General features: G+C 74.2%; 15 protein-coding genes and 1 pseudogene. 11 read left to right on the top strand and 5 right to left on the bottom strand.

Annotated elements, in window-relative coordinates; all coding sequences use genetic code 11:
• Nucleotides 1–507 precede the first annotated feature (507 nt).
• Nucleotides 508–1,881 carry a rhodanese-like domain-containing protein gene (locus ABZ449_RS12350; RefSeq protein ID WP_360344446.1) on the bottom strand — a complete coding sequence of 458 codons (1,374 nt, stop codon included), beginning with the start codon at nt 1,879–1,881 and terminating at the stop codon, nt 508–510.
• 306 nt (nt 1,882–2,187) lie between these two features.
• Here ABZ449_RS12350 and ABZ449_RS12345 point away from each other — a divergent pair, with 306 nt between their 5' ends.
• From ABZ449_RS12345 to ABZ449_RS12325, 5 genes are all read left to right on the top strand, one after another.
• The gene (locus tag ABZ449_RS12345; RefSeq protein WP_360344443.1) at nt 2,188–2,592 is read left to right on the top strand and encodes a rhodanese-like domain-containing protein; all 405 of its coding nucleotides are present in this window, start codon (nt 2,188–2,190) and stop codon (nt 2,590–2,592) included.
• Nucleotides 2,589–3,338, top strand: coding sequence for a sulfite exporter TauE/SafE family protein (locus ABZ449_RS12340; RefSeq protein ID WP_360344440.1), 750 nt, complete (start codon nt 2,589–2,591; stop codon nt 3,336–3,338). The genes ABZ449_RS12345 and ABZ449_RS12340 overlap by 4 nt, the downstream gene beginning before the upstream one ends.
• A 116-nt stretch (nt 3,339–3,454) precedes the next feature.
• Entirely contained in the window at nt 3,455–4,021 is a 567-nt protein-coding gene (locus ABZ449_RS12335) for a rhodanese-like domain-containing protein (protein ID WP_360344437.1), read from the top strand.
• Between the two features lie 311 nt (nt 4,022–4,332).
• A complete protein-coding gene (locus ABZ449_RS12330) occupies nt 4,333–6,711 on the top strand; it encodes an RICIN domain-containing protein (protein WP_360344434.1) in 2,379 nt (792 codons plus the stop codon).
• A gap of 112 nt (nt 6,712–6,823) precedes the next feature.
• Nucleotides 6,824–8,875: an alpha-galactosidase gene (locus ABZ449_RS12325; protein ID WP_360344431.1), complete on the top strand. Its 2,052-nt coding sequence runs from the start codon at nt 6,824–6,826 to the stop codon at nt 8,873–8,875.
• Between the two features lie 35 nt (nt 8,876–8,910).
• Here ABZ449_RS12325 and ABZ449_RS12320 read toward each other — a convergent pair whose 3' ends face one another.
• Nucleotides 8,911–9,345 carry a hypothetical protein gene (locus ABZ449_RS12320; RefSeq protein WP_360344428.1) on the bottom strand — a complete coding sequence of 145 codons (435 nt, stop codon included), beginning with the start codon at nt 9,343–9,345 and terminating at the stop codon, nt 8,911–8,913.
• Nucleotides 9,346–9,463: 118 nt separating this feature from the next.
• Between ABZ449_RS12320 and sigJ the strand changes: the two genes are divergently transcribed.
• A complete protein-coding gene (sigJ, locus tag ABZ449_RS12315) occupies nt 9,464–10,420 on the top strand; it encodes an RNA polymerase sigma factor SigJ (RefSeq protein ID WP_360344425.1) in 957 nt (318 codons plus the stop codon).
• A 10-nt stretch (nt 10,421–10,430) separates the two neighbouring features.
• Here the strand turns inward: sigJ and ABZ449_RS12310 are convergent, their stop codons facing one another.
• On the bottom strand, nt 10,431–11,678 hold the full coding sequence (locus ABZ449_RS12310) for a saccharopine dehydrogenase NADP-binding domain-containing protein (RefSeq protein ID WP_360344422.1): 1,248 nt from the start codon (nt 11,676–11,678) through the stop codon (nt 10,431–10,433).
• Between the two features lie 6 nt (nt 11,679–11,684).
• Nucleotides 11,685–12,740, bottom strand: coding sequence for an alpha/beta hydrolase (locus tag ABZ449_RS12305; RefSeq protein WP_360344419.1), 1,056 nt, complete (start codon nt 12,738–12,740; stop codon nt 11,685–11,687).
• An 87-nt stretch (nt 12,741–12,827) separates the two neighbouring features.
• Here ABZ449_RS12305 and ABZ449_RS12300 point away from each other — a divergent pair, with 87 nt between their 5' ends.
• Nucleotides 12,828–13,676, top strand: coding sequence for a PaaX family transcriptional regulator C-terminal domain-containing protein (locus ABZ449_RS12300; RefSeq protein ID WP_360344416.1), 849 nt, complete (start codon nt 12,828–12,830; stop codon nt 13,674–13,676).
• On the opposite strand, the pseudogene ABZ449_RS12295 reads toward ABZ449_RS12300, so the two are convergent.
• A pseudogene (locus ABZ449_RS12295) lies at nt 13,666–14,102 on the bottom strand (MFS transporter); the annotation flags it as partial. The gene ABZ449_RS12300 and the pseudogene ABZ449_RS12295 overlap by 11 nt on opposite strands.
• Nucleotides 14,103–14,177: 75 nt before the next feature.
• Between ABZ449_RS12295 and ABZ449_RS12290 the strand changes: the two are divergent.
• From ABZ449_RS12290 to ABZ449_RS12275, 4 genes are all read left to right on the top strand, one after another.
• A complete protein-coding gene (locus ABZ449_RS12290) occupies nt 14,178–14,921 on the top strand; it encodes an SOS response-associated peptidase (RefSeq protein WP_360344413.1) in 744 nt (247 codons plus the stop codon).
• Nucleotides 14,922–15,023: 102 nt separating this feature from the next.
• Nucleotides 15,024–21,605: an FxSxx-COOH system tetratricopeptide repeat protein gene (gene fxsT, locus ABZ449_RS12285; protein WP_360344410.1), complete on the top strand. Its 6,582-nt coding sequence runs from the start codon at nt 15,024–15,026 to the stop codon at nt 21,603–21,605.
• A gap of 5 nt (nt 21,606–21,610) precedes the next feature.
• Nucleotides 21,611–22,879, top strand: a complete 1,269-nt coding sequence (locus tag ABZ449_RS12280; RefSeq protein ID WP_360344407.1) for a CHAT domain-containing protein — start codon at nt 21,611–21,613, stop codon at nt 22,877–22,879.
• A complete protein-coding gene (locus ABZ449_RS12275) occupies nt 22,876–23,922 on the top strand; it encodes a hypothetical protein (protein WP_360344404.1) in 1,047 nt (348 codons plus the stop codon). The genes ABZ449_RS12280 and ABZ449_RS12275 overlap by 4 nt, the downstream gene beginning before the upstream one ends.
• Nucleotides 23,923–23,987 lie beyond the last annotated feature (65 nt).

The raw sequence follows: 23,987 nt of genomic DNA, 5'->3' as shown, positions 1-23,987 counted from the left end.
ATGCCCGAATTTAATCGTTTTCTTATGGTTTTCCGCCAATCGGGGGTGAAAGTCCTCAAACTCATCCAGGCACGCGCCTTCGCCGGCCACGGATCCTCGCCAGGGTCGACGCGGCTGGTGAACACGTCGCCCATCCGGTACCGGCGGTGCTGCCGGGCCCGACAGCAGGGGAGTTGGTGATGCGGCGGCTGTCGGGCCGACGGTGCGTGAGGCGCGACGCGCTCCTCGCGTGCGACTTCTTCGAGACAGTCACCCTGTCCAGGGCCCGGTTGTGCGCGTTCGCGGTGATCGAGCACGCCAACCGCCGAGTCCGGGACCTGGACGCGACCGCGCATCCGACCCACGTCATGTCTGAACCGCGTCCGCTGCGGCCGTGCCCCCGCCCTCCTGGCGGGGCTCCGTTGGGCCGGCCTCTTGGGGGCAGGTGGCGGGGCAGCCTTCAGGAACTCCCGCGGGCCGGGTAGGGGGTGGGCCTGGACGGTTGGTGCAGTCTCGGGCGGGGTGGGGTCACGCCTCCGGGACGGCCTCCCAGGCGCCGTAGCCGCCGATGAGGTCGTAGGTCTGCGGGTGGCCGTGGCGGCGGAGCAGGCTGGCGGCGATGGAGGAGCGGCTGCCGCCGGCGCAGTGGAGGACGACGGGGCGGTCGGTGGGCAGTTCGCCGTGGCGGGTGGGGAGTTCGGCGAGCGGGAGGTGGAGCGAGCCGGGGACGGCGCCGGCTTCGCGTTCGGCGGCGCCGCGGACGTCGACGACCAGCGGGGGCCGGGGGCCGGCGAGTTCCTCGCGCAGGGTGTGCACGGTGAGCCGGGCGCCCTGGCGCATCAGCTCGGGGTGGGCCCGGAAGACGTCCTGCGGGTCGGCGAGGTGGCCGGCGACCTTGTCGAAGCCGATCCGGGCGAGGCGGGTGACGAGTTCGGCGCCGCGCTCCTCCGGGGCGATGACCAGCAGTTCGCGGTCCGGCGCCAGCACGGTGCCGGACTGCTCGGCGAAGCGTCCGTCGGCGGGGACGTTGATCGACTCCGCGAGGTGGCCGGCGGCGAAGGCGGCCGGGTCGCGGCCGTCCACCACCACGGCGCCCTCGGCGCGGCGGGCCAGGAACTCGGTGCCGGTCAGCGCGCGGACGGCGGCCGGGTCGAAGAGCTCGCGTTCGCGGCGGTTGAGGTCGGCGTCGTAGCCGAAGTAGCCGGGGGCGGTGGGCTGGCCATCGGTGACCAGCGCGACGAAGGCCGCCTCGTCCATCGGGGCGCAGGCGTAGTTGGTGGCGCGCTCGCGGCCGATGGTGGACTGGCGGTCGGTGGACAGGTTCTTGCCGCAGGCGGAGCCGGCGCCGTGGGCGGGGAAGACCAGGGTCTCGTCGGGCAGGCCCAGCAGCTTGCGGTGCACGCTGTCGTAGAGCATCGCGCCGAGTTCGCCGGCGGTGACGCCGGTGGAGGCGAGCAGGTCGGGGCGGCCGACGTCGCCGATGAACAGCGCGTCGCCGGTGAGCACGCCGTAGGGGACGGTGTCGTCGGGCTGCTCGAAGACCAGGATGCTGATCGACTCGGGCGTGTGCCCGGGGGTCTCCATGATCTGCAGGGTGACGTCGCCGAGTTCGATCCGTTCGCCGTCGGCGAGCTTGCGGATGGGGTAATCGGTCTCCGCGCGGCGCCCGTACCCGATCCACGCACCGGTGCGGTCGGCCAGTTCGAGGTGGCCGGCCAGGAAGTCGGCGTGGAAGTGGGTGTTGATGACCGCCTCGACGGTGAAGCCGTGGGCCTGGGCCTCGGCGACGTACTCGTCCACGTCACGGCGCGGGTCGACCACGACGGCCCGGCCGGTGTGCTCGTCGGCGATCAGGTACGAGGCCTGGGAGAGGCAGTCGAGGTAGAACTGGGCGAAGTACACGGGGGAACCCTCCTGGGCGACGTGGGCGCCACAGCGCCATCGTGATACCCCCCTCGGCATGTTTCCGAGCATATGGCTTCGGGGCCGATACGGGCGGGGGTATGGCCGAACGATTTCGATAATACCCCCGGGGGTACTATGGTGGAGCCATCGAGAGGGACAGCCGCCGCCTGCGAGCCAGTACGGGCGAGGCCGAGGATGCGCCGGTCACACCGCCGTACCGGGCCACCGGGCCCGTACGGACAGCCGCGCCGCCCCCGACCCGCCGGACCACTGCGGTCCGGTCTGCACCACTGGAGACACCACATGCCTTTGCCGTCGCACGCCCACGGGTCCGCGCCCCACGGCCACAGCACCCCCGGCCACAGCACCCCCGGGCTGACCACCCCCGCCGAGGCCCACGGGCTCGCCCGCACCGGCGCCGCCGCGCTGCTCGACGTCCGGGAGGCCGCCGAGTTCACCGCCGGGCACGCCCCCGGCGCGCTGCACCAGCCGCTGATCGCACTGGTCGCCGGTGTCCCGCTGCCGCCCGAGGCGGCCGGACGGACCGTGCTGGCGATCTGTCGCTCCGGCAACCGCTCCCAGCGCGCGGCGGAGCTGCTCGCCCAGCGCGGCGTCGAGGTGCTGAACGTGGCCGGCGGCATGAACGCCTGGGCGGAGGCCGGACTGCCGGTCACCACGCCCGGCGGCAGCCCCGGACACGTGATATGACCACGCTGCTCCTGGCGCTCGCCGCCGGTGCGGTGGTCGGGCTCGCCCTGGGTGGACTGGGCGGCGGCGGGAGCATGCTGGCCGTACCCGCCCTGGTCTACCTGCTGGGCTTCAGCCCGGCGCTGGCCACCACGGCCAGCCTGGTGATCGTCGCCGCGACCTCGCTGACCGGACTGCTCGCCCACGCCCGGGCGGGCCGGGTCCGCTGGCGCACCGGCGCGCTGTTCGCCGCCGCCGGACTGCCCCTCGCCACGGCCGCCGGAGCACTCTCCGCCCGCTTGCCGGGCGCCCTGCTGACCGGCGCCTTCGCGCTGCTGGCGGCGCTCGCGGCCTGGCGGATGCTGCGGCCGCCCAAGGCACAGACGCAGGAACGTTCCGCCTCAGGAATCGGCCGGTCCACGGCTGCGGGCGCCGGGCTCGGCGCCGTCACCGGACTGCTCGGCGTCGGCGGCGGCTTCCTCGCCGTACCGGCCCTGGTCTCGGTGCTCGCCTTCACCATGGCCGAGGCCGTCGGCACCAGCCTGCTGGTCATCACCGCCAACTCGCTCGCCGCACTGCTGCCCCGCCTGGGTGCGACCGGCGCGATCGACTGGGCCGTGGCCGCGCCGTTCACCGGAGCCGCGATCCTCGGCGCCTGGGACGGCAAGCGGCTGGCCGACAAGCTCAGCGGGCGCACCCTGCAGAAGGCCTTCGCCGTGGCCCTGCTCGCCGTCGCCGCGCTGATGCTGATCACCACGGTGAGCTGATCACCGCAGCGGCCCGATCTCCGCACCGAGCCGGCCACCACACCGGGCCGACGCCCGGCACCCCCGACCCCGTCTCCCCCACCACCCCCCCCTTCCCGGAAGGACCCCACAGCCCCATGACCACGCCGCTGACCGTCGAGCAGCTCCAGCCCCGCCTCGGGCAGCTCACCCTCATCGACGTCCGCTCCCCCGGCGAGTACGCCGCGGGCCACATCCCCGGCGCCGTGAACATCCCGCTCGACCAGCTCGACCACGCCCTGCCCACGCTGCGCGCGGCCGCCGGGCACGGCGAGATCGCCGTGGTGTGCGCCGCCGGGCCGCGCGCCGACAACGCCTGCCGCCAGCTGGCGGACGCCGGTGTCCCGACCCTCACCCTGACCGGCGGCACCAACGCCTGGGCGAACGCCGGACGGCCGCTGAACCAGGTGGCCGGCGCCCGCCGGGTGTGGGCACTGGACCGCCAGGTCCGACTGGTGGCCGGCTCGCTGGTGCTTGCCGGCGTACTGGTCGGCCGCGCCTTGCCGGGCACCCGCTGGGTCTCCGCCGCCGTCGGCGGCGGGCTGGCGTTCTCCGCGCTGACCAACACCTGCGCGATGGGCTCGATGCTCTCCAAGCTCCCCTACAACCGGCCCCGCCCCGGCACGCCGAGCCTGGACGAAACGCTCGCCGCCCTCAAGCACTGAGCCCCGTCCAGCTCCACGCCCCGTCCGGCTCGGCGCCCTGTCCCGCGCCGAGCCCGGTCGGGGCCCCGACCGCCACCGGGGCCCCGACCGCGACCAGGACGTGAAGGCTCCTGCCCACCCCCGTCGGGCAGGGGCCTTCACGGCTTCTCCCGGTCACCTCCCGGAAGCCGTCACCGCACATCCCGTTGACGCGACCGAGCCAACCATGTGAAATGTCACCCATCACATGCGATGCATCATAACCCTGGCTTCCCAGTGATTTGAACGTTCCAATGTCACCACCCCACTCACCGACCGGAGGTAGCTCCGCCATGCCGCCCCGCCCCCGCGCCTTACCCACCGGTCTCGCCCTCCTGGCCGTCCTCACCGCCCAGGCCCTCGGTGCCGCCCCGGCTCCCGCGGCCGCCGGAGTACCGCTCGTCGACGGCGGGAACTACCAGCTCACCTCGGCGCTCGACGGCTCCTGCCTCGGCCCCCGTTTCGCCCAGCCCGCCCCCGGCACCCCGGTGATCGGCGCGGCCTGCGGGCGGCTGCTCAGCCAGCGCTGGCAGTTGCGCCGCAGCGGCGGCGACTACCTGCTGGTCAACGCCGCCAGTGGCCGCTGCCTCACCCTCGGCGGCCCGGACGGCCACCCCGCCACAGCCGACTGCGGCTCCTCCCCCGAGGCCGAGCGCTTCAGCGTCTCCCGCGCGCCGCAGGGCACCTACACCCTCACCGTCCGCGGCACCGGCGCCTGTCTGACCGCCGACCCGGCCCCGGTCAACCACCACTGCGACAACCGACCGGCCCACCGCTGGACGCTCACCCGCACCGAGCCGCTGGTCCTCGCCGACCCCGGCTTCGAGCAGGGCTCCGAGCAGGGCTCCGACGGCTGGACGTTCACCGCCCACACCGGCACCGCCACCAACAACCCGCACGGCGGTGGCCGCCTCGCCTACCTCGACGCCGGCACCGGCTACGCGGTGAGCCAGCAGGTGACCGCCGCCACCGCGGGCACCTACGACCTGTCCGCCTGGATCGCGACGGGCGGCGCCGGCGGCGGCTTCTCGGTGAGCGTCAACGGAACCGTGGTGCGCTCCCTGCCGCTGCCCGAGCAGTCCACCTACGCCAAGTACACCCTCCCCCGGGTGCGGGTCGCCCCCGGCGACCGGCTGACCCTCACCATCGACTCCTCCCCCACGGGCTGGGTCAACGTGGACGACGCCGCCGTCGCCCCGTCCGCCCCCAACGACCCGGTGATCAGTTCCTCCGACCCCGAGGTCGTCGCGCTCTTCGACTGGGCCAAGACCAAGGCCAACAGCTGGGTCCAGCAGCCCGGCGCCACCGGTGTGCTCGACCAGGACGAGAACCACCCGGCCGGCACCGGCACCACCACCTACGACGCCTCCTACTGGGCCGGCTACCCGTTCCGATCCGCCTTCTACAGCCGGGACTTCGCCCACCAGCTGGTCGGCGCCCACCTGCTCGGGCTGGACGCCGAGAACAAGACCATGCTGCGCGGCTTCGCCGCCTCCGCCACCGAGGTCAACCGGCTCTACCCGGTCTGGGCGCTCAACTTCGACGCCCGCAGCTACGCCGCCATCGACTACCGCAGCCCGGACCGCTTCGTCCGCGAGCTCCCCGCTCCGTTCGAGCTCGTCCAGCAGGCCGGCGAGGCCTTCCGCTGGACCGGCGACCGGGACTACGCGGACGACCCGGGCCTCGGCCGGTACGTCCGCAACACCCTCGGCCCGTTCATCGCGGCCCGGCCCGGCCCGGTCGACAACGGCGGGGTGCCGATCCCGCAGGCCACCAGCCGCAGCATCTTCGCCGGCACCGCCAGCTACGCCGAGAACGCCACCCGCACCTACGCCGAGGCCGGCGACGCGGTCGGCGCCCAGTACCAGGCCTACCTCGCCGCCGCCGCGCTGGCCGGGGCCCGGGGCGACGCCGCCTCCGCCGCCGACTACCGCAAGGCCGCCGACCGGCTGCGCACGTACGTCAACTCCACCTGGAGCGTGGACGGTTCGCAGCCCGGCGAGGTCGTCCACGGCTACGACACCACCGGCAAGGCGATCGCCGGCTGGGGCTACGAGGCGAGCGTGCTGATGCCGGTCAAGCAGCTGCTCGACCCGGGCCCGCGCCGGGACGGCCACCTCGCCGCCATCGACGCCGCCGACTCCGGCCCGGAGCGCTCGGCCAACCTGGAGGCCTACACCTATCTGCCGGACGCCTTCTTCGCCAACCACGACGGCACCACCGCCTGGAAGTGGATGCGGCACATCTACGAGAGCACCGGCGAGCCGCACGTGAGCGGCGCGATGCTCAACGGCGACTACCCCGAGGTCCCGTTCACCCTGCTCTCCCAGACCGTCCAGGGCCTGCTCGGTGTCACCCCGGACGCCGCCGGCCACACGCTCACCACCGCCTCGCAGCTGCCGACCTCGATGGGCTGGCTCCAGGTCGCGGGCATCCCGGTGGGCGGCGGCACGGTGACCGTCCGCCACGACGGCGCGCAGCGCAGCACCGTCACCAACACCGGTACCGAGCCGCTCACCTGGGAGGCCCGCTTCCCCGGGCAGCACGCCCGGGTCACCGTCGACGGCACGCAGCGCGAGGCCCGCACCACGACCGTCGACGGCGTGACCTACACCCGCACCACCGTGACCCTCGCCCCCGGCCGCTCCGCGACCGCGGCCGTCACCGACTGACCCCCACACCCCCCACCCGCGGCCGGCCGGCCCCACCCGGCCGGCCGCGTTCCTCTCCCCCCAGAGAGCTTTCCTGACGAACCGGTCACCCCACACCCTCAGGAGTGCGCACATGCGCCGAACCCGCCGCCGTCTCGCGGCATCCCTGCTGTCCCTCGCCCTCGCCACCGCCGGGCTGGGAGCCGTCGGCCTCGGCACGGCCGCCCCGGCCGCCGCGCTCGGCAACGGCAACGCCCTGACCCCGCCCATGGGCTGGAACTCCTGGAACTCCCTCGGCACCGAGGTCACCCAGGAGCAGGTCGTCCAGACCATCGACTTCATGGCCGCCAACGGACTGGTCTCGGCCGGCTACGACACGGTCACCATCGACGACGGCTGGTCGCTGTGGCACCGCGACGGCCAGAGCACCGACATCGTGCGCACCCCCGAAGGCGCGATGCAGCTCTACGACAACCAGGGCAAACCCGTCTCCGGCACCGACGGCACCGGCAACGACCCCACCTCCGGCCACCTGATCCCGCGCCCCGACCACTTCCCGTCCCGCTCCTGGAACGGGCAGACCGTCAACGGCATCGCGTACCTCGCCGACTACGCCCACAGCAAGGGCATGAAGTTCGGCCTCTACGCCACCGACACCTACCTCACCTGCCAGATGCACCCCGGCAGTCTCGGCCACGAGTCCACCGACGCGGCCGACTTCGTCTCCTGGGGCGTCGACTTCGTCAAGTACGACGACTGCCCCTACGGCCCGGCGATCACCGGCCCGGACGGGCACAACTACGGCACCCAGGGCGTCGGCAAGGAGCTGACCCGGTCGATCTACGCCCGGGTGCAGACCTTCCAGCGCGCGCTGGACGCCGCCTCCGCCGCCCAGGGCAGGCCCAAGGTCACCCTCAGCGTCTCCGCCCAGCCCGTCCACACCGGGCTGCCGTACCTGCTCGCCGCCGACGACCCGGCCCGCACCGACCCGGTGGTCCAGGCCGCCGGCACCGCCCCCTTCCACGCGCCCGGCTACGCGCCCACCGGCATCTGGTGCGGCCAGGTGGCCAATCTCTGCCGGATCGGCGGCGACCGGAGCAGCGAGCTCGACGGGGTGCTCTGGAACGGGCAGTTGCGCACCGCGCTGGAGTACCCGGGCAACGTCCGCCCGGGCAGCTGGAACGACCTCGACATGATGTTCACGGGCTGGCAGGACGTCTACGGCCTGTGGGGCACCACCGACACCTGCGTCTGCCACAAGCCCTTCACCGACGACGAGTCCCGCACCGAGACCTCGATCCTCGCGATGCTCGCCGCGCCGCTGATCTCCGGCGCCGACCTGCGCACCGCCGCGCAGTCCCAGCACAGCGACGGCGGCTACACCTGGTCCACCGGGATCAACGACGCGAGCCTGGCGATCCTGAAGAACCGCGAGGTGATCACCATCGACCAGGACAGCCTCGCCAAGCCGGCCACGCTGGTCGGCGCCCAGCCGGCCGACGGGCGCGCGCCGGTGGTCCTCAAGCGACAGCTCGCCAACGGCGACACCGCCGTGCTGCTGGTCAACCAGGACCCGTCGGCCGGACGCACCGTCACCACCAGCCTGACCGAGCTCGGCCTCGGAGGTTCCGGCTACCAGGCCAAGGAGCTGTGGACGGGCACGAGTTCGACCGTCACCGGATCGCTCGGCGCCTCGCTCCCGGCCCACGGCGCGGCCCTCTACCGGCTCACCCCGAAGACGGCGGGCGGGTCGGGCGTCCTCGACGACGGGAAGTACCACACGCTGACCAGCGGCGGCCTCGCCCTGTCGCTGCTCGGCTCCTGCACCGCGCCGCTCGGCTCGATCACCGACCTGGAGCCCGTGCGCCCCGGTGACCCGGCCCAGCAGTGGACCTTCACCAGCAACCCCGACGGCACCGTCCGGATCACCGACAACTGCGCCACCGGCACCCATCGGCACACCGTGCTCTCCGCCGGGAACTCGGCCGGCTACAGCGCCTACCTGCTCGACCTGTCGCCCGGCAACCCCTGGCAGGAGTGGAAGCTGACCCAGGGCTCGGCCGCGGGCACCGTCACCGTCACCAACGTCGCCACCGGGCTCGCCCTCGACGCGGGCGCCGGCACCGCCGGGACCCCCGTCACCACCCGCCCGGCCTCCGGCCAGAGCTGGACCCTCGGCTCCTGAGCCGACCGCATGAGGAAGACCCGGGGCCGGCCGTGTCAGGAGGCCCCGGGGCCGGCCGCCCGCCGCACCAAGCGGGCGGCCGGCGTCCGCACCAGCACCGCCACGCTCAGGCCGAAGACGAGCACGCCCAGGGGGACGTGGACCGACGGCACGTGCGCGACGCCCAGGACGACCTGCGCCGAGGCCAGCACCAGGAAGCCCGACGCGTAGAGGATCGGGCGGGGCGAGCCGCCGCCAGGCCGCCAGGCCAGGACGGCGGCGAGCACGTACAGCATCGAGGCCCCGTACATCACCCGAGCGCCGATGCCGTGCAGCTGCTCGCCGTAGGAGGTGGAGAGCAGCAGGCCGGCCGAGACCGCCTGGAGGAGGACGGTCACGGTCTGGAGCGCGACGGAGACCCGCAGGAAGGTGTGGGTGCGCTGCCCCGCCGTGGTGTCCGTCGTCGCCCCCGCCGTCATCCCGATGGCCATGATGTGCTCCCCTCTTCTGCCTCGCGGCAGCTGATCGGTAGTGTCCCGCTCATCCGACGACACAGGCCGGCGAAGTGTGAGGCCCGCGGACGAGAGGAAGCAGGGAGTGGCCCCGACCATGAACATCCCGTCCGAGCCGGGGCAGCAGCGGTCCGTACCGGAACCGAACGTGATCGTCGGCGAGCGGCGGCAGCTGATCAACCTCGCCTACCGGCTGCTCGGTTCGCTGGCCGAGGCCGAGGACGCGGTGCAGGAGACGTACGCCCGCTGGTACGCGCTGTCGCGGACGCAGCAGGAGGCCGTCGCCTCGCCGGGCGCCTGGCTGACCACGGTGGCCTCCCGGGTCTGCCTGGACCTGCTCGGGTCGGCGCGGGCCCGCCGGGAGCGCTACGTGGGCGAGTGGATACCCGAGCCGCTGCCCGACCGCGGCGAGTGGATCGGGGGGCCGGGCGGCGACGGCGGCGGACCGTCCGATCCGGCGGACCGGGTGACCCTGGACGAGTCGGTGAACATGGCCTTCCTGGTCGTGCTGGAGGCGATGACTCCGGCCGAGCGGGTGGCGTTCGTCCTCCACGACGTCTTCCGCTACCCCTTCCCCGAGGTCGCCGAGATCGTCGGCCGGACCCCGGCGGCCTGCCGGCAGCTGGCCACCTCCGCCCGCCGCCGGATCAGGGCCGCGCAGGCCCCGACGGTGCCGAGGGGCGCGCAGGCCGGTCTGGTGCGGCGCTTCAAGGAGGCCTGGGAGGCCCGGGACATCGCGGCCCTGGTCGCCCTGCTCGCCCCCGACGCCACGATGACGGCCGACGGCGGCGGACTGGCCGGCGCGGCCCTGCGCCCGGTCCGGGGCAGCGAGCGGATCGCCCAGTACCTGATCCACATCGCCGACAAGGCCCCCGGGCTCGTGCTCCTCGAACGGACCGTCAACGGCCGCGCGGGGCTGGTCGCCCAGCACGGCGGGCGCACCGCGACGGTGGCGGCGTTCGAGCTGGCGGAGGGCCGGATCACCCGCATCTGGGCGGTCCGCAACCCGGAGAAGCTGCGCCCGTGGACGGAGGACGACCCGCGCGGCGCCTGAACCCCCCGGCCTACAGGTCCTCCACCACGGTCACTCCCGGGCACTCCCTCGCCAGATCGGCGAAGAACCGCTCCCCGTCGATCACCGCCTCCGGCGGGTGCACCCCGGCCGGCCGTACCGTGCCGTCCAGCAGCTGTGCCAGCCCCAGCCCCGCCGGGACGCCGGTGGCTTCCGCCATGTCCGCCAGCAACCGCTCCGCGCCGGTCAGCCGGGCGAGCGCCACGGCCGGGCGGCCGTCACGCGTTCCGGTGGCGGCGGCGAAGAACGGCGGGAGGGTGCCCGGGCCCCGCAGCCTGGGGGCGCGGGCGGCCGCGCGCAGGGTGCGGCGCACGGTGGGGCGGTCGAGGTCGGCGGCGGCGCTCTCGTTGGTCAGCCGTCCGGCGTCGAGGTCGGTGCGCAGCACGTCCAGGTAGGCGGCGGTGCCGACGGTCACCACCATCAGGTTGGCCGCGTCGCCGCCGGGCCGCAGGCTGCGGTGCAGGGTGACCGGCTCGGGGTGGCCGACGGTGTAGGCGGTGCCGCGGTGGCCGCCGGGCAGGTCGAGGGTGACCGGGCGCAGCGGGGGCCGCCGGACCAGCCGGCCGCCTTCCACGGCCGCGACAGTGCCGCTGATCTGCTGCATCCAGTGCACGGCGGCGGCCGAGATCGCGCCGTTCGCGTCGCGCAGCGAGGTGTCGGCGGGCGGGCTGTCGGTCGGCGGGGTCGCGGGCTCGGAGGTCGCGGGCCGGGAGGTGTCGGGCCGGGAGGTGTCGGGCCGTTCGCCGACGTCCACCGGCCAGGCGGTGTACACGTCGGTCAGGGTGTCGAGGCGGGCGGCGGCCCGGGCGGCGAGCAGGTTGCTGACGCCGGGACTGGCGCCCATGCCGAGCACGGCGCGCACTCCGGCGGCGCGGGCCTCCCCGTCCAGTTCCAGCATCGCGACGGTGGGTTCCCAGTCGTCGCAGATGTCCAGGTAGTGGGTGCCGGTGCGGATCGCGGCGCGCAGCACGTCGAGGCCGTAGCGGTAGTACGGGCCGACGGTGTTCAGCACGGCGTCGGCGTCCGCGAGGGCGGAGCGCAGCCGCGGGCCGTTCGTGACGTCGACCCGGCTCGCGCGGACGGGCACCGGTGAGCCGGTGGCGATTGCGGCGGCGGCGTGGCGGGCGGCGTCGAGGTCGCGGTCGGCGATCACCAGTTCGTGGACGCCGGGCAGTGCGGCCGCGACCCGGGCGGCGACCCGGCCCATCGCGCCGGCTCCGCCGAGGGCGAGCAGTCTCATCGTGGGTCAGCCCTTCCGGTGGTCGAGCGAGGTCAGGAAGTTCCGCATGCCGTCGAGGTAGCCGGGGGCGAACAGCGAGCGCGGGGCGGCGATGGCGAGGAGGGTGCTGCGCAGTTCGGAGTCCTCGACGTCCTTGGGCACGATGTTGTGGGTGGCGTCGGGGAAGCGCAGGACCTGGAGCAGGCCCGGGGTGGTGACGAGGCGGCGGTAGCCGGCCTCGGTGTCGTCGCTGTCGACGTTGACGTCCCGGCCGCCGAGGACGAGCTGCACGGGAACCCGCAGGGCGGCGAGGTCCTCGGTGGCGTCGGCGAGGTGGTTGCGCTTGTTGAACGCCCAGCGTTCGGGGGTCAGCCCCTGGACGTCGCCGCCGGCGGCCCGGTACTGCTCGAAGGTTCCGGCGGTCCGCAGGGCGGCCAGGTTCCGGTCGCTGCGGTCGACGGCGGCGGCGGTCTCCTCGGGCGAGGCGTGCCGTTCCCGGAGCTCGGCGAGCAGGTTGTAGCGGCCCTGCCGGAGCCAGTTGACGGCGGGGCCGACGGCGATCACGAACTTCACGTCCGGGGACTGCCGGGCGGCCTTGGGCATCACCCAGCCGGCCTGGCTGGCGCCCCAGAGTCCGATCCGGTCCGGGTCGATGCCGGGCTGGGCCTTGGCCCACCGGATCGCGGCGAGGGTCTCGTCGGCGCGGTCCTGGAGGCTCTGGTCGAGCCAGTTGCCGGGGGCATGGTTGACGCCGGGCTTGTCCCAGGACAGCGTCGCGTATCCGGCCTTGGCCATGGCCTCCCAGAGCGGCCGGTAGAAGGTGTCGTGGGTCGCGTCCATGGGTCCGTCGCCGTGGACGAAGACCACCAGTCCGTACGGTCCGTGGCCGCCGCTCGGGCGGGCCAGCACCCCCTGGAGCGGCTGCTTGCCGCCGGTGACGGTGACCCGCTCCTCGGTGAGGTCGTACTCGTTCTGGTACACCACCCAGCCGCCCGCGCCGGCCAGCAGCACGGCCACGGCCAGCAGGGATCCCCAGAGGCGACGGCGCTTGCCCGGCGTCTTCGTCGTCTTGGCTCTCTTCATCGCCTTCGTCGCCTCCATATCGTTCACTTGCCCATCGATCGTTCTGAAAACGACCGTATCAGAGATGAACGCACTAGGATGATCGTCATGCAGGAGATCCCCACCCGGGTGCTGGTGGACGCGATGGTCCGTGCCGACGGAACGGTCGACTGCGGCGACCTCTACGCCGTGGCCGGCCGGCTCGGCATGAGCGACCAGCAGGTCCGGCTGACCATCAAGCGCCTCACCGCCGACGGCCGATTCGTCCAGGAGGGCCGCGGCCGCCGGGCGCTGCTGCGTGCCACCGCCACGACCCGACGGGAGATCGAACCCGACGTCGAGCACCTCGCCCTGATGTACGCCCAGGACCGGGGCGAGGCCCCCTGGGACGGCGTCTGGCACCTGGCCGGATTCGCCGTCCCCGAGCGCGAGCGCACCGCCCGCGACGCACTGCGCGAGACCCTGCTGCGGCTCGGCGGCGCCCCCGTGCAGAACGGGCTCTACGTCTCGCCGCACCCCTGGGAGCCGGACGTCCGGGAGGCGGCCGGCGCCCTGGGCGTCCTCGGCAACCTCACCCTGCTCGGCACCCGCGACCTGCACACCGGCGACACCGCGGACCCCCGGGAACTCGCCCGTCACTGGTGGCCGCTGGAGGAGCTCGCCGAGGGCCACCGGCGCCTGGCCGCCTTCGCCGCCGAGCAGCTCGCCCGGCTCACCGCGGGCAGCCTGTCGGAGACCGAACTACTCACCGTGGCCGTCGAGTTGGCCGCCGTCTTCACCGAGGCCACCGAGCCGGACCCGCTACTGCCCCCGGAGCTGCTGCCGCGGCCCTGGCCCGGCGCCGAGGCCCGCACGCTGGTCGCCCGCTGCTGGGCCCTGCTGCTCGCCGACCGCAAGCCGGGCACGCCCCGGCTGTTCGACGCCTACGCGGAGGTCGTCGCGGCGGTCACTTCCTGACCGGTGCCACCCACGTCGCCGCCGCCGCCTCGGACCCGGCGGGCACCGGGAGCACCAGCTCCGGCAGCGTCCGGAACAGCACCCAGCTCAGCACCGGCATCAGCACCAGCGGCAGCAGTGCCGTGCGCAGCGAGGTCGCGTCCGCGAGAGCGCCGATCACGGGGCTCGCCAGGCCGCCGACGCTGACCGTCGCCCGAGGGTGACCTGCAACGAGAACAGCACGTACAGCCCCGCCGAGGCCAGCGCCACGAACAGGTACAGCACCGGACCCGGTACCAGCAGCAGCCCGGCCACCGCGACCGCCGCCACCGGGTACGACCAGCGGGACACCGCGACCCGCCCCCACCGGTCCGCCAGCGCGCCGCCCAGCACCGACCCCACCGCGCCGCCCGCGTACAGCACCACCAGCGCCGCGGTGCCCGCCGCGCCTTCGGCCACACCCCGGGCGCGCAGGCGCCCCGTTGAACGTTTGGTGCCCCTGCGACGTGGGAGGCTGGGGGCATGTGCGGTCGCTTCGTCTCCACCACCACGCCCCAGGACCTCGTCTCGCTGCTCGGAGAGCTCCGCTGGGACCCGGCCGAGACCTTCGCCCCCAGCTGGAACGTCGCCCCGACCGACCCGGTGCCGGCCGTCCTGGAACGCGTCGACCGGGACACCGGCGAGGTGCTGCGCCAACTGCGCCCACTGCGCTGGGGTTTGGTGCCCTCCTGGTCCAAGGATCCGTCGGGCGGCGCCCGCATGATCAACGCCCGCTCGGAGACCGTCGACACCAAGCCCGCCTTCCGCAAGGCCTTCACCGCCCGCCGCTGCGTCATCCCCGCCGACGGCTACTTCGAGTGGCGTGAGGTCCCCGCCGGCGCCGACCACAAGAAGTACAAGCAGCCGTACTTCCTCAGCACCGGCGGCGTGATGCTGATGGCCGGCCTCTACGAGTTCTGGCGCGACCGCACCCGCCCCGAGGACGACCCGCTCGCCTGGCTGGCCACCGCCACGGTCATCACCACCGACGCCACCGACTCCGCCGGCCGCATCCACGACCGGATGCCCCTGACCATCGCCCCCGACGACCTCCCCACCTGGCTCTCCCCCGCCCACACCGACCCCGCCGAACTCCACCACCTGCTGCGCCGCCCCGCCGACGGTGACCTGCGCGTCCGCGCGGTCCCCACCACCGTCAACAGCGTCCGCAACAACGGCCCCCGACTCCTTGACCCCGCACCGGACCCACTGGGGCTGGCCGACTGAGGATCCTTCGGCGATTTCCCTGACACACCGCCCGCGCACCACTACGGTGGGCTCGCGGAACCGGCAGCGGGGATGGATGAGGGCACCGAAGTGTTGATGTCGATGACGGCACACGTCCGACCCGAGGGCGGCCTGCCCGACCCGGAGCCCTTCGAGCAGCGGCGCCGCCCCACCTCGTCCTCGGCCGCCTCCGGCGACCCCCACGCCGCCGTCCTGCCGCCCGAGGCGGCGCAGGCCGCGCTCACCGTCGAGCCGACCACGCCGACGCCCAACCTTCCGCCCCACTCGGCCGGCCGACTCGTCGGCCGGGAAGCCGAGTTGCGCGCCGTCACCAAGGCCCTCGCCCGCGGCCGGGGCGGCGGCCTGGTCACCCAGGCCACCACGCTGCACGGCCTCGGCGGCGTCGGCAAGACCACCCTGGCCCTGCACTACGCCCACCGGCAGGCGGCGGCCGAGCAGTACCGGCTGGTCTGGTGGATCACCGCCGAATCGGAGGAGCAGCTCGCCGAGGCCTTCGCCGGGCTCGCCGTCCACCTCCACCCCGCCTGGGCCCTCACCGCCCCGCCCGGCCAGCAGGTCGAATGGGCCCTCACCTGGCTGCGCACCCACGACCGCTGGCTGCTCGTCTACGACAACGCCGAGGATCCGGCGCACCTCGCCCCCTACCTCGGACGACTGCTCGGCTGTGGCCACCAGTTGGTCACCAGTCGCCGCGCGGGCGGATGGCACCCCGGCATCCGGCCGGTCCACATCGACGTCCTGGGCGCCCCGGAGGCGGCCCGCCTCCTGTGCGGCACCGCGTACCCGAGCATCGACGTCGACCCGGCCGAGCGGGACGAGGCCCGTGCGCTCGCCGACGAACTCGGCCACCTGCCGCTGGCACTCGCCCAGGCCGGCGCGTACGTCCAGCAGACCGGCACCACCTTCGGCGCCTACCGCGAGCTGCTGCACAGCACCAGCCCGACCGGGCCCGGCTCCGATCCGGGCTCGGTGGACACCGTCGCCCGGCTCTGGCAGACCACACTGCGCACCGTTCAGCACGCCGCACCCTTCGCCGTCGAGCTGCTGCGGACCCTGGCCTGGTACGCCCCCGAGGCGCTGCCCCGCGAGGTGCTCACCCCGTTCGGGTCCCGCCGGACCGAGGAGGTCGACGCCGCCCTGCGGCTGCTGGCCGACTACAACCTGATCACCCTCGGCGACACCGTCGCCGTGCACCGGCTGCTGCAGGCCGTACTGCGCGGCTCCGACGGCGCCCGCCGGCTGCGGCAACGGGCGGAGTCACACCTCGCCCACACGGCCGCCCGGCTCTGGGAGGACGCCGGCCCGGAGCTGCGCCGGGCCCTGCTGCCGCACATCCGCGAACTCGCCTCCACCGGCCCCTCGGAGGAGGCGACCGCGGAGGCCGTCGCGCTCTACGCACTGGCCGCGGCGGAGCTCACCGACCGCGCGCAGCAGGTCTTCGCCATCCCCCTGGTCACGGCCGTGGCCGACGGCCGGACCCGACTGCTGGGCGCCGACCACCCGGACACCCTCACCGCCCTCGGCCGGCTCGGTTCGCTGTACACCCACGCGGGCGACCCGGCCCGGGCGGTCGACCTGTGCCGGGACGTGGTCGCCCGGCGCACCCGGGTCCAGGGCCACGACCACCCGGACACCCTCGCCGACCGGCACACCCTCGCGAACGCCTGCCGCAAGGCGGGTCGGCACTCCGAGTCGATCGAGGAGTTCCGTACCCTCGTGGCCGAGCGCGCCCGCGTCCTGGGCCCCGATCACGACGACACCCTGCGCAGTCGCTCCGCCCTCGCCTACGCGCTCCAGGTGGCCGGTCAACACCCCGCCGCGGTGGCGGAGTTCGAGCGGCTCCTGGCAGACGCCGAGGAGGCACTCGGGGCCGACCATCCGGACGTCCTGACCCACCGGAGCGGGCTCGCGTTCGCCCGACTCGCGGCCGGGCGGCACCGATGGGCGATCGCCCTGTACGAGAGGGTTCTCGCCGACCGTACCCGGCTCCTCGGCACGGACCACTCCGACACCTTGAACAGCCGCGGCTGGCACGCCGCCGCGCTCGCCGAGACCGGTGACTTCCCGGCAGCCGTCGCCGCGTACGCGGCCGTGGTCGCGGACCGCACCCGGGTGCAGGGCGCGGACCACCCGCAGACCCTCCACACCCGTGCACGGCTGGCCGAGCTCCACCGGCATTCCGGCCAACCCGCCATCGCGGTCGACGAGTTCACTCGACTGGCCGCCGACCACGCCCGGGTGCTCGGCCCCGACCACCCCCAGACCCTCGACGCCCGGTCCGCGCTGGCCCTGGCGCACCAGGACGCGGGCGCTCCTCGCACCGCGGTCGAACAGCACCGCGCCCTGGTCCGCGACCGCACCCACATCCAGGGCGCCACCCACCCCGACACCCTGAACGAGCGCAGCTACCTGGGGAACGCGCTGGGCGCGGCCGGATCCCCGGAACTCGAAGTCGAGGAACTGGAGATCCTGGTGGCCGACCGGCTCCGGATCCAGGGCCCCGAGCACCCGCACACCCTGGACGAACGCGCCAACCTCGCCTGGGCGCTGCACACCGCCGGCCGACCGCACGAGGCACTCGCCGTTCACGAGCAGCTCCTGGCCGAGCACCGACGGCTCCACGGCCCCGAACACGTCAGGACCTTCGACACCCGCCTCGCCGTGGCCAGGACGCTCAGCGGTGTGGGCGACCACCGACGCGCAGCGGCGCTGTGCGATGAGATCGTCGCCGACCGGGCGCTGGCGCTGGCGCCCGACCATCCCGCGGTCCTGCGCACCCGTGGCTGGCAGGCCTGGCTCCACGGCAAGGCCGGGAACTACCGTCACGCCGTACACCTGCGGGAACAGCTACTGATCGACCGCACCGGAGTGCACGGCCCCGACCACTCCCACACGCTCGAAGCCCGCAAGGGCCTCGCCTACGCCCTGCAGGAGGCAGGCCACTACCGGCAGGCCCTCGCCGAACGGGAGCACCTCGCCGCCGAGCGCCACCGGATCGAGGGCCCCGACCACCCGCACACCCTCGGTGCCCGACTCGACCTGGCCCGGGCACACCGCGATGCCGGGCACCACCGCCTCGCCCTCGAACTCTCGGAGCAGGCGGTCACCGACTACGGTCGTGCCCTGGGCCCGGATCACCCGGGCACGCTCAACGCCCGCTTCTGGCTCGCGTCAGCGCACGGGGACGCCGACGCCCACCGCCGCGCCGCGGAGCTCTACGACACGCTCGCGAGCGATCGCGCCAGGATCCAGGGCCCCGACCATCCGCTCACCCTGATGACCCGCTACTGGCTCGGCGACAGTCACCAGGAGGCGGGGGACCACCGGGGCGCCGTCGCGATCTACCGAGCGCTCCTGGCCGACCGTTCCCGCATCAAGGGACCGGTCCACCCCGAGACCCTGAGCACACGGGCACGACTGGCGCAGGCGTTCTCCGGCGCCGGTGACCACCGGCAGGCGATCGAGCTGTTCGACCGGCTCGTGGCGGACCGGACCCGGCTCCACGGCCCCGACCACGCGAGCACTCTCCACGCCCGTTGGCAGTACGCGAACGCCTTCACCAAGGCCGCCGACGGCCCCCGGGCCGCGATGCTCTACGCCGAGCTGGCCGCCGACCAGGACCGGGTGCTGGGTCCCGACCACCCCGACACCCTCGTCTACCGCTGGTGGGAGGCGATCGGCCATGCCCAGACGGGTGACCACTACCGCGCCGTGGAGCGGTACACCCCGCTGGTGGCCGACTTCGATCGGGTCCTCGGCCCCGAGCACTCCAGCACCCTCTCGGTCCGCAAGGGCCTGGCATGGGCCGCCTTGCACGCGCACGACCAACAGCAGGCCCTCGGTCTCTTCCAGGAACTGCTCGCCGACTGCACCCGCTTCCTCGGAACCGACCACCCTTCGACGCTGGACTGCCGCGACTCCCTCGCCTCCGCGACCGAGGAAGCGGGCGAGCACCGCCGCGCGATCGAGCTCTACGTCAGCCTGGTGGCCGACCGGACGAAGGTCCAGGGCCCCGACCACCCGGACACCCTCGGGACCCGAGGATCGCTCGCCTACACCCACCGCGAAGCAAAGGACTTCGGGCGCGCGGTGGACCTCTACGACCGCCTCGTCCCCGACCTGTGCCGGGTCCTGGGCCCGGACCACGGCACGACCCTCGACACCCGCTTCGGCCTGGCCCGCACCCATCGGGAGTCCGGCGACCCCGGCCGCGCGGTGGACCTGTTCCGGGCCCTCGTCGCCGACTGCCTCCGGACTCTCGGCCCGGACCACCAGACCACGCTGAACGCCAGGCTCAGCCTCACCCGGTCGGTCGTCGCGGCAGGCGACCACCGCGCCGCCGAGCAGCTCTACCAGGCCCTGCTGGCCGACCGGGAGCGCGTGGAGGGCCCGGACCACCCCGGAGTGATCGACACCAGATGGTGGCAGGCCGCCGCGCAGCGTGACGCGGGCCATCATCGGCGCGCGAGCGAGCTCTTCGGGGTGGTGGCCGCCGACCGGGCCCGCGTGCTCGGCCCCGACCACACGACCACCCTGGGCACCCGCTGGTCCCAGGCCTCCGAGTGTCGTGCGGCCGGTGACCTGCAAAAGGCACTCCACCTGTGCACGGCCCTGCTCGCGGACCGCACCCGGGTCGACGGCCCCGACCACCCGGACACCCTCGACACCCGCTCCCTCCTGGCGTGGATCCACCGGACCTCCGGCAACCACCTGAGCAGCATCGAGCTCACCGAGGCGCTGCTGCGCGACCGGATCAGGCTCCAGGGGCCCGACCACTCGCAGACGATCGACACCCGAAGCGGCCTCGCCGCCGACTGCCATGCGGCAGGGATGTACCTCCAGGCGGTCACCGAACGCCAACGGGTGGCCGATGATCTCGCCCGGATCCTGGGCCCGGAGCACCCGGACACCCTCACTGCCCGCTCCCAACTGGCCCAGATCCTCCGGTCGACCGGTGAACTCGACCGTGCCGCCCACCTGCTGACGGTCCTGATCTCCGACCGGATCCGGATCCAGGGCCCCGATCACGCGGACGTCCTCGCCGCCCGGGCCGAACTCGCGCTCACCCACCGCTACGCCGGTCGCCAGCACGAGGAGATCCTCGCCCGACAGCGACTCGTCGCCGATCACACGCGCGTCCACGGCGCAGACCACCCCGCTTCCCTGGCCGCCCGTCACACCCTGGCCGACGCTCACCGCCTCGCGTGGCGCCACGAGCAGGCCGACGCGCTCTTCCGGGAGCTCCTGGCCGACCACACCCGGGTCCTCGGCGCCGACCACCCGGACACCCTGGACCTCCGGGACAGCATCGCGCTGAATCACCTGGACGCCGGTCGCCTCACCGACGCCGCCGCCCAGGCCCGGGAGGCGATCGCCGTCGCCGACGAGGCGCTCGGGCCGGAACACCACCTGCCCGGGTGGCTCCGGATCCGCCGGGCCTGCGCGCTCCTGTACTCCGGCGATCACCAGACCGTGATCGCCGAACTGTCACCGCTGATGGCCGGCTTGACCGGTCTCGACGACCCCGGGCTGCCCCTGCTCGGCTACGTCGGCAGCATGCTGGCCGTCGCCCGGCATCAGGACGGACAGCACGACGAGGCGGTGCGGACGGCATCCGATCTCGTGGCCGCCCTCGAGGCGTTCGGAGCCGTCGACGACACGACGCTCTGCGCCCGCGACACCCACGCACTCCTGTTGGCACTCGGATCCCGGCCGCTGCGCGCCGTGGTCCGGCTGGAGGAGCTCACCGAGATCTGTCTGGCAAGCCGCGGCCCGCGCGCGTTCGCCACCCTGGACATCCGCCTGAGCCTCGCCTACGCGCGCTTCCGGGCCGGCGACGCACCAGGAGCGGTCCGGGTCTACGAGCAGATCCTCGCGGACGTCCTCCCCGTGGCGGACTTCTCCTCGGCCACCGCCCTGCTCACCGACGGCCATCGGGAGGCCCAGGACGTCGCCGTGTCGATCGGGGCCGAACGCTGCGACCAGACCCCGGTCTTCCCCACCCTCGCCGTCGGCCTGGCCCAGGCGCTCGCCGCGGCCGGGCGCCCCGACGCCGCCCACGAGCTCCTGGCGGCCGTGTGCGCCGGGCGCGAGGCGCTGATGGACCCGGGGCACCCCCTCATCGAGGAGAGCCGTGCCGCGCTCGCCCGGCCGGCCGACGACACCCCGTCCGTGACGCCCTCCGCCGCACCCGCCGTCCCGAGGCCCGCCCCCGCCCCGCTGCTGATGCGCCGCTCGCGCGGCTCGATGCACCGCTCCTTCCGGCCCACACCGCCCGGCGCCGCCTGGCGTCCCCGGCTCACCCTGCTGGAGGACCCCGCCGTGGGCACCACCACGCGGTTGGAGCTGCGTGTCGAGCCCGCCGACGACCCGGGGGCCGACCCCGCCGCACTGCCGGCCCTGCGGCTGGTGGCCGCCGTCAGCCCGGGAGCCGGGATCGACCCGCCCGTGGCCGAGTACCTCCCGGCCGGCGAGCCCGCCCGGTTCGCACTCACCCCGGCCGCGCCCGGCCCGCACACCGTCCGGATCACCGTCTTCGACCAGAGCCACGGCGCCGTGCTCCAGGACCTGTCCGCCGTCGTGGACGTCCCCGGATCCACCGTCATGGACGCACTCGAAGCGGCCCCCGCCCGAACCGAAGCCCGAGCCCAGGAGCAGGAGTAACCGACGTGCCCCGGGACCTCCCCGTCATCGTTCGGCAGAATCCCTCCGCCGACTACACCCGCCTGCCCCGGCAGGCCGGCCCGTACAACCCCGCCGGGGACCTCCCGTCCAAGGGCCCGACCCCGCTCGACCTCGTGGTGACGCTCCGCCGTCACGGTGACCAGCTGTACGTCTCCGCCTTCCGCCCCGGCGAGCGCTCCCCCAGGACCCGCACCCACTGGGCCCGGCTGGAGATCTCCGCGCCCGCGCTGCTCGCCAGGGCCGCTCGGCTGCGCACCGTCTGGCGCGACCGCCTGGTCGAGTACGACCCCGACCCGCGGGCCCCCTACCCCTTCGCGACCGGTGTCGACTTCACCCCGCTGGCCGAGGTCGCCGAACGCCAGGTCGCCGAACTGGCCGAGGAGGGGCGGTACTTCATGGACATGATGCTCGACGGCACCGGCCCCGACCTGGTGGTCTTCCGCGAGTACCTCATCCGCACGCTCACCGAGCACGGAGCACTGCGGATCAGCTTCGACTCGGATCTCCACCTGCCGTGGCCCATGCTCGCCGTCGGCGACAGCCATCCGGACGACTGGGCCGACTTCCTCGGCCACCGCCACCAGGTCGAGCAGACCGGCGCCGCCTACCCGGCGATCCAGGCGCCGTACCCGGCCCGGACCAGGCCGATCACCAGCCTCAACACCGACGACCAACTCACCGGTGTCGGCCGCGCACCCGAGGTCCGCAAGCTCCTGGAGGACCGCTCGCACCTCACCGTGCGCACCGAGTCGGACCTCCTGCTGGAGGCGCTGTCCTGCGCGGTACTGGACGAGGACGTCATGTACTTCTGGTGCCACGGCCAGTTCGTCGGCAACGACTCCCCGTACGAGCAGCTCACCGTCCGGCTCACCGACGACCGCCACATCGACGCCGACCTGGTGCGCCAGCGCCGCCGGCGCCACCTCAACACGCCCGAGGCCGTGTTCCGGCCGTTCGTGCTGCTGAACGCCTGCCACACCGGGCAGTCGGCGGCGTCCGAACTGGAGCACCTGGGCCGGGCGCTGGTCGACCTCGGTGCGGACGGCGTGCTCGGCCCGCAGATCCAGATCCCCCAGGAGTTCGCCGCCGAGTACGCGTTCGCCTTCCTCGACCTCTACCTCACGGGCGAGTTCACCGCCGGCGAGATCACCCAGCAGCTGGTGCGGTGGTTCGCCCGCGAGTTCCACAACCCGCTGGCCCTCGCCTACTCCCTGCACTGCGGCATCGACAGCATCCTGGAGCTGACCCCGTGACGGCGCACCGCCGCGACACCCCCCGCTCGACCGTCCGCCCCGCCACGGTGGACCTGGACGAGCACGGACGCCTGCTCGTGCCCGGGACCGGCACACCGGTTCCGGAGGCCCGGATCGCCGATCACCTGGCCCGCCACCTGCGCATCCCCGACCGGGCGACCGACCTCTTCGTCTACGTCCACGGCTGGCAGACCGGGCCGGCCGCCGCCGACCGCTCGGCCACCGCGCTCGTCGACGCCGCCGCCGTCCTTCACCGCGCCGCGCCCGCCGCGTACCCCGGGCTCGCGGCGGGCTTCCGCCCGTGGTGCGTGGTGGTGCGCTGGCCGTCCTCCAGCATGCCCTCACCGGGCGGCTACCGGCGGATCCGGGACCGGGCCCACGCCATGAGCGCCCGGGGCCAGGCCGGACGGGTCCTCGGCCACCTCCTCGGCTACCTCGACGGCGGCCGCGGCAATCCGGACGCACCACGCGTCCTGGCCAACCGCCACGGCCAGTACCTGCATCTGGTGGGCCACTCCTTCGGCGGCCGTTTCCTGTGCGAAGCCGTCCAGTACGCGGCCGACCGGCCGGCCGGGCCGCCGGTTCTGGGGTGGAGCCGGCCGCGCGACCCGTCGCGGCCGTTCACCGTGGACAGTGCCCTGATATTCCAGATGGCCGCGCCCCGCGACGCCTTCGACCGGCAGTTCCCGCGGCTGTTCCTCGGTCCTGGCCGGCCCGGCGCGCCACTGCGCGGGCCGCTGGTGCTCACCCACTCCCGCTGGGACCGTGCCACCGGCTTCTGGCACCTGCGGGCCGAGGGCCTGCCCGGCATCGGCCACTCCGGGTCGAGCGTCGCACCGGTGCCCCAGTTCACCGCCCGGCTCCGCCCGGTGTCCTCGCCCTACCCGCACACCGAGCTGGACCACCCGATCGTCAACATCGATGCCGGCCACGTCTACCGCGGCGGCCTCGCCACCCGCCTCAACCCCGCCGGGGCGCACTCCGACTTCCAGCATCCGGAGTCCGCCCATCTGCTGCTCAGCCTCGCCTCCCACTCCCGCTGACCGGCGCCCCTCGGCGCCCGAACCCCTCCGAGACGCCCGTGCTCGGTTCGGCCGCGCGTGAGCAC

The organism is Kitasatospora sp. NPDC005856 (assembly GCF_040629945.1).
Classification (GTDB): domain Bacteria; phylum Actinomycetota; class Actinomycetes; order Streptomycetales; family Streptomycetaceae; genus Kitasatospora.
This window is presented reverse-complemented; position numbering and strand designations above follow the sequence as displayed.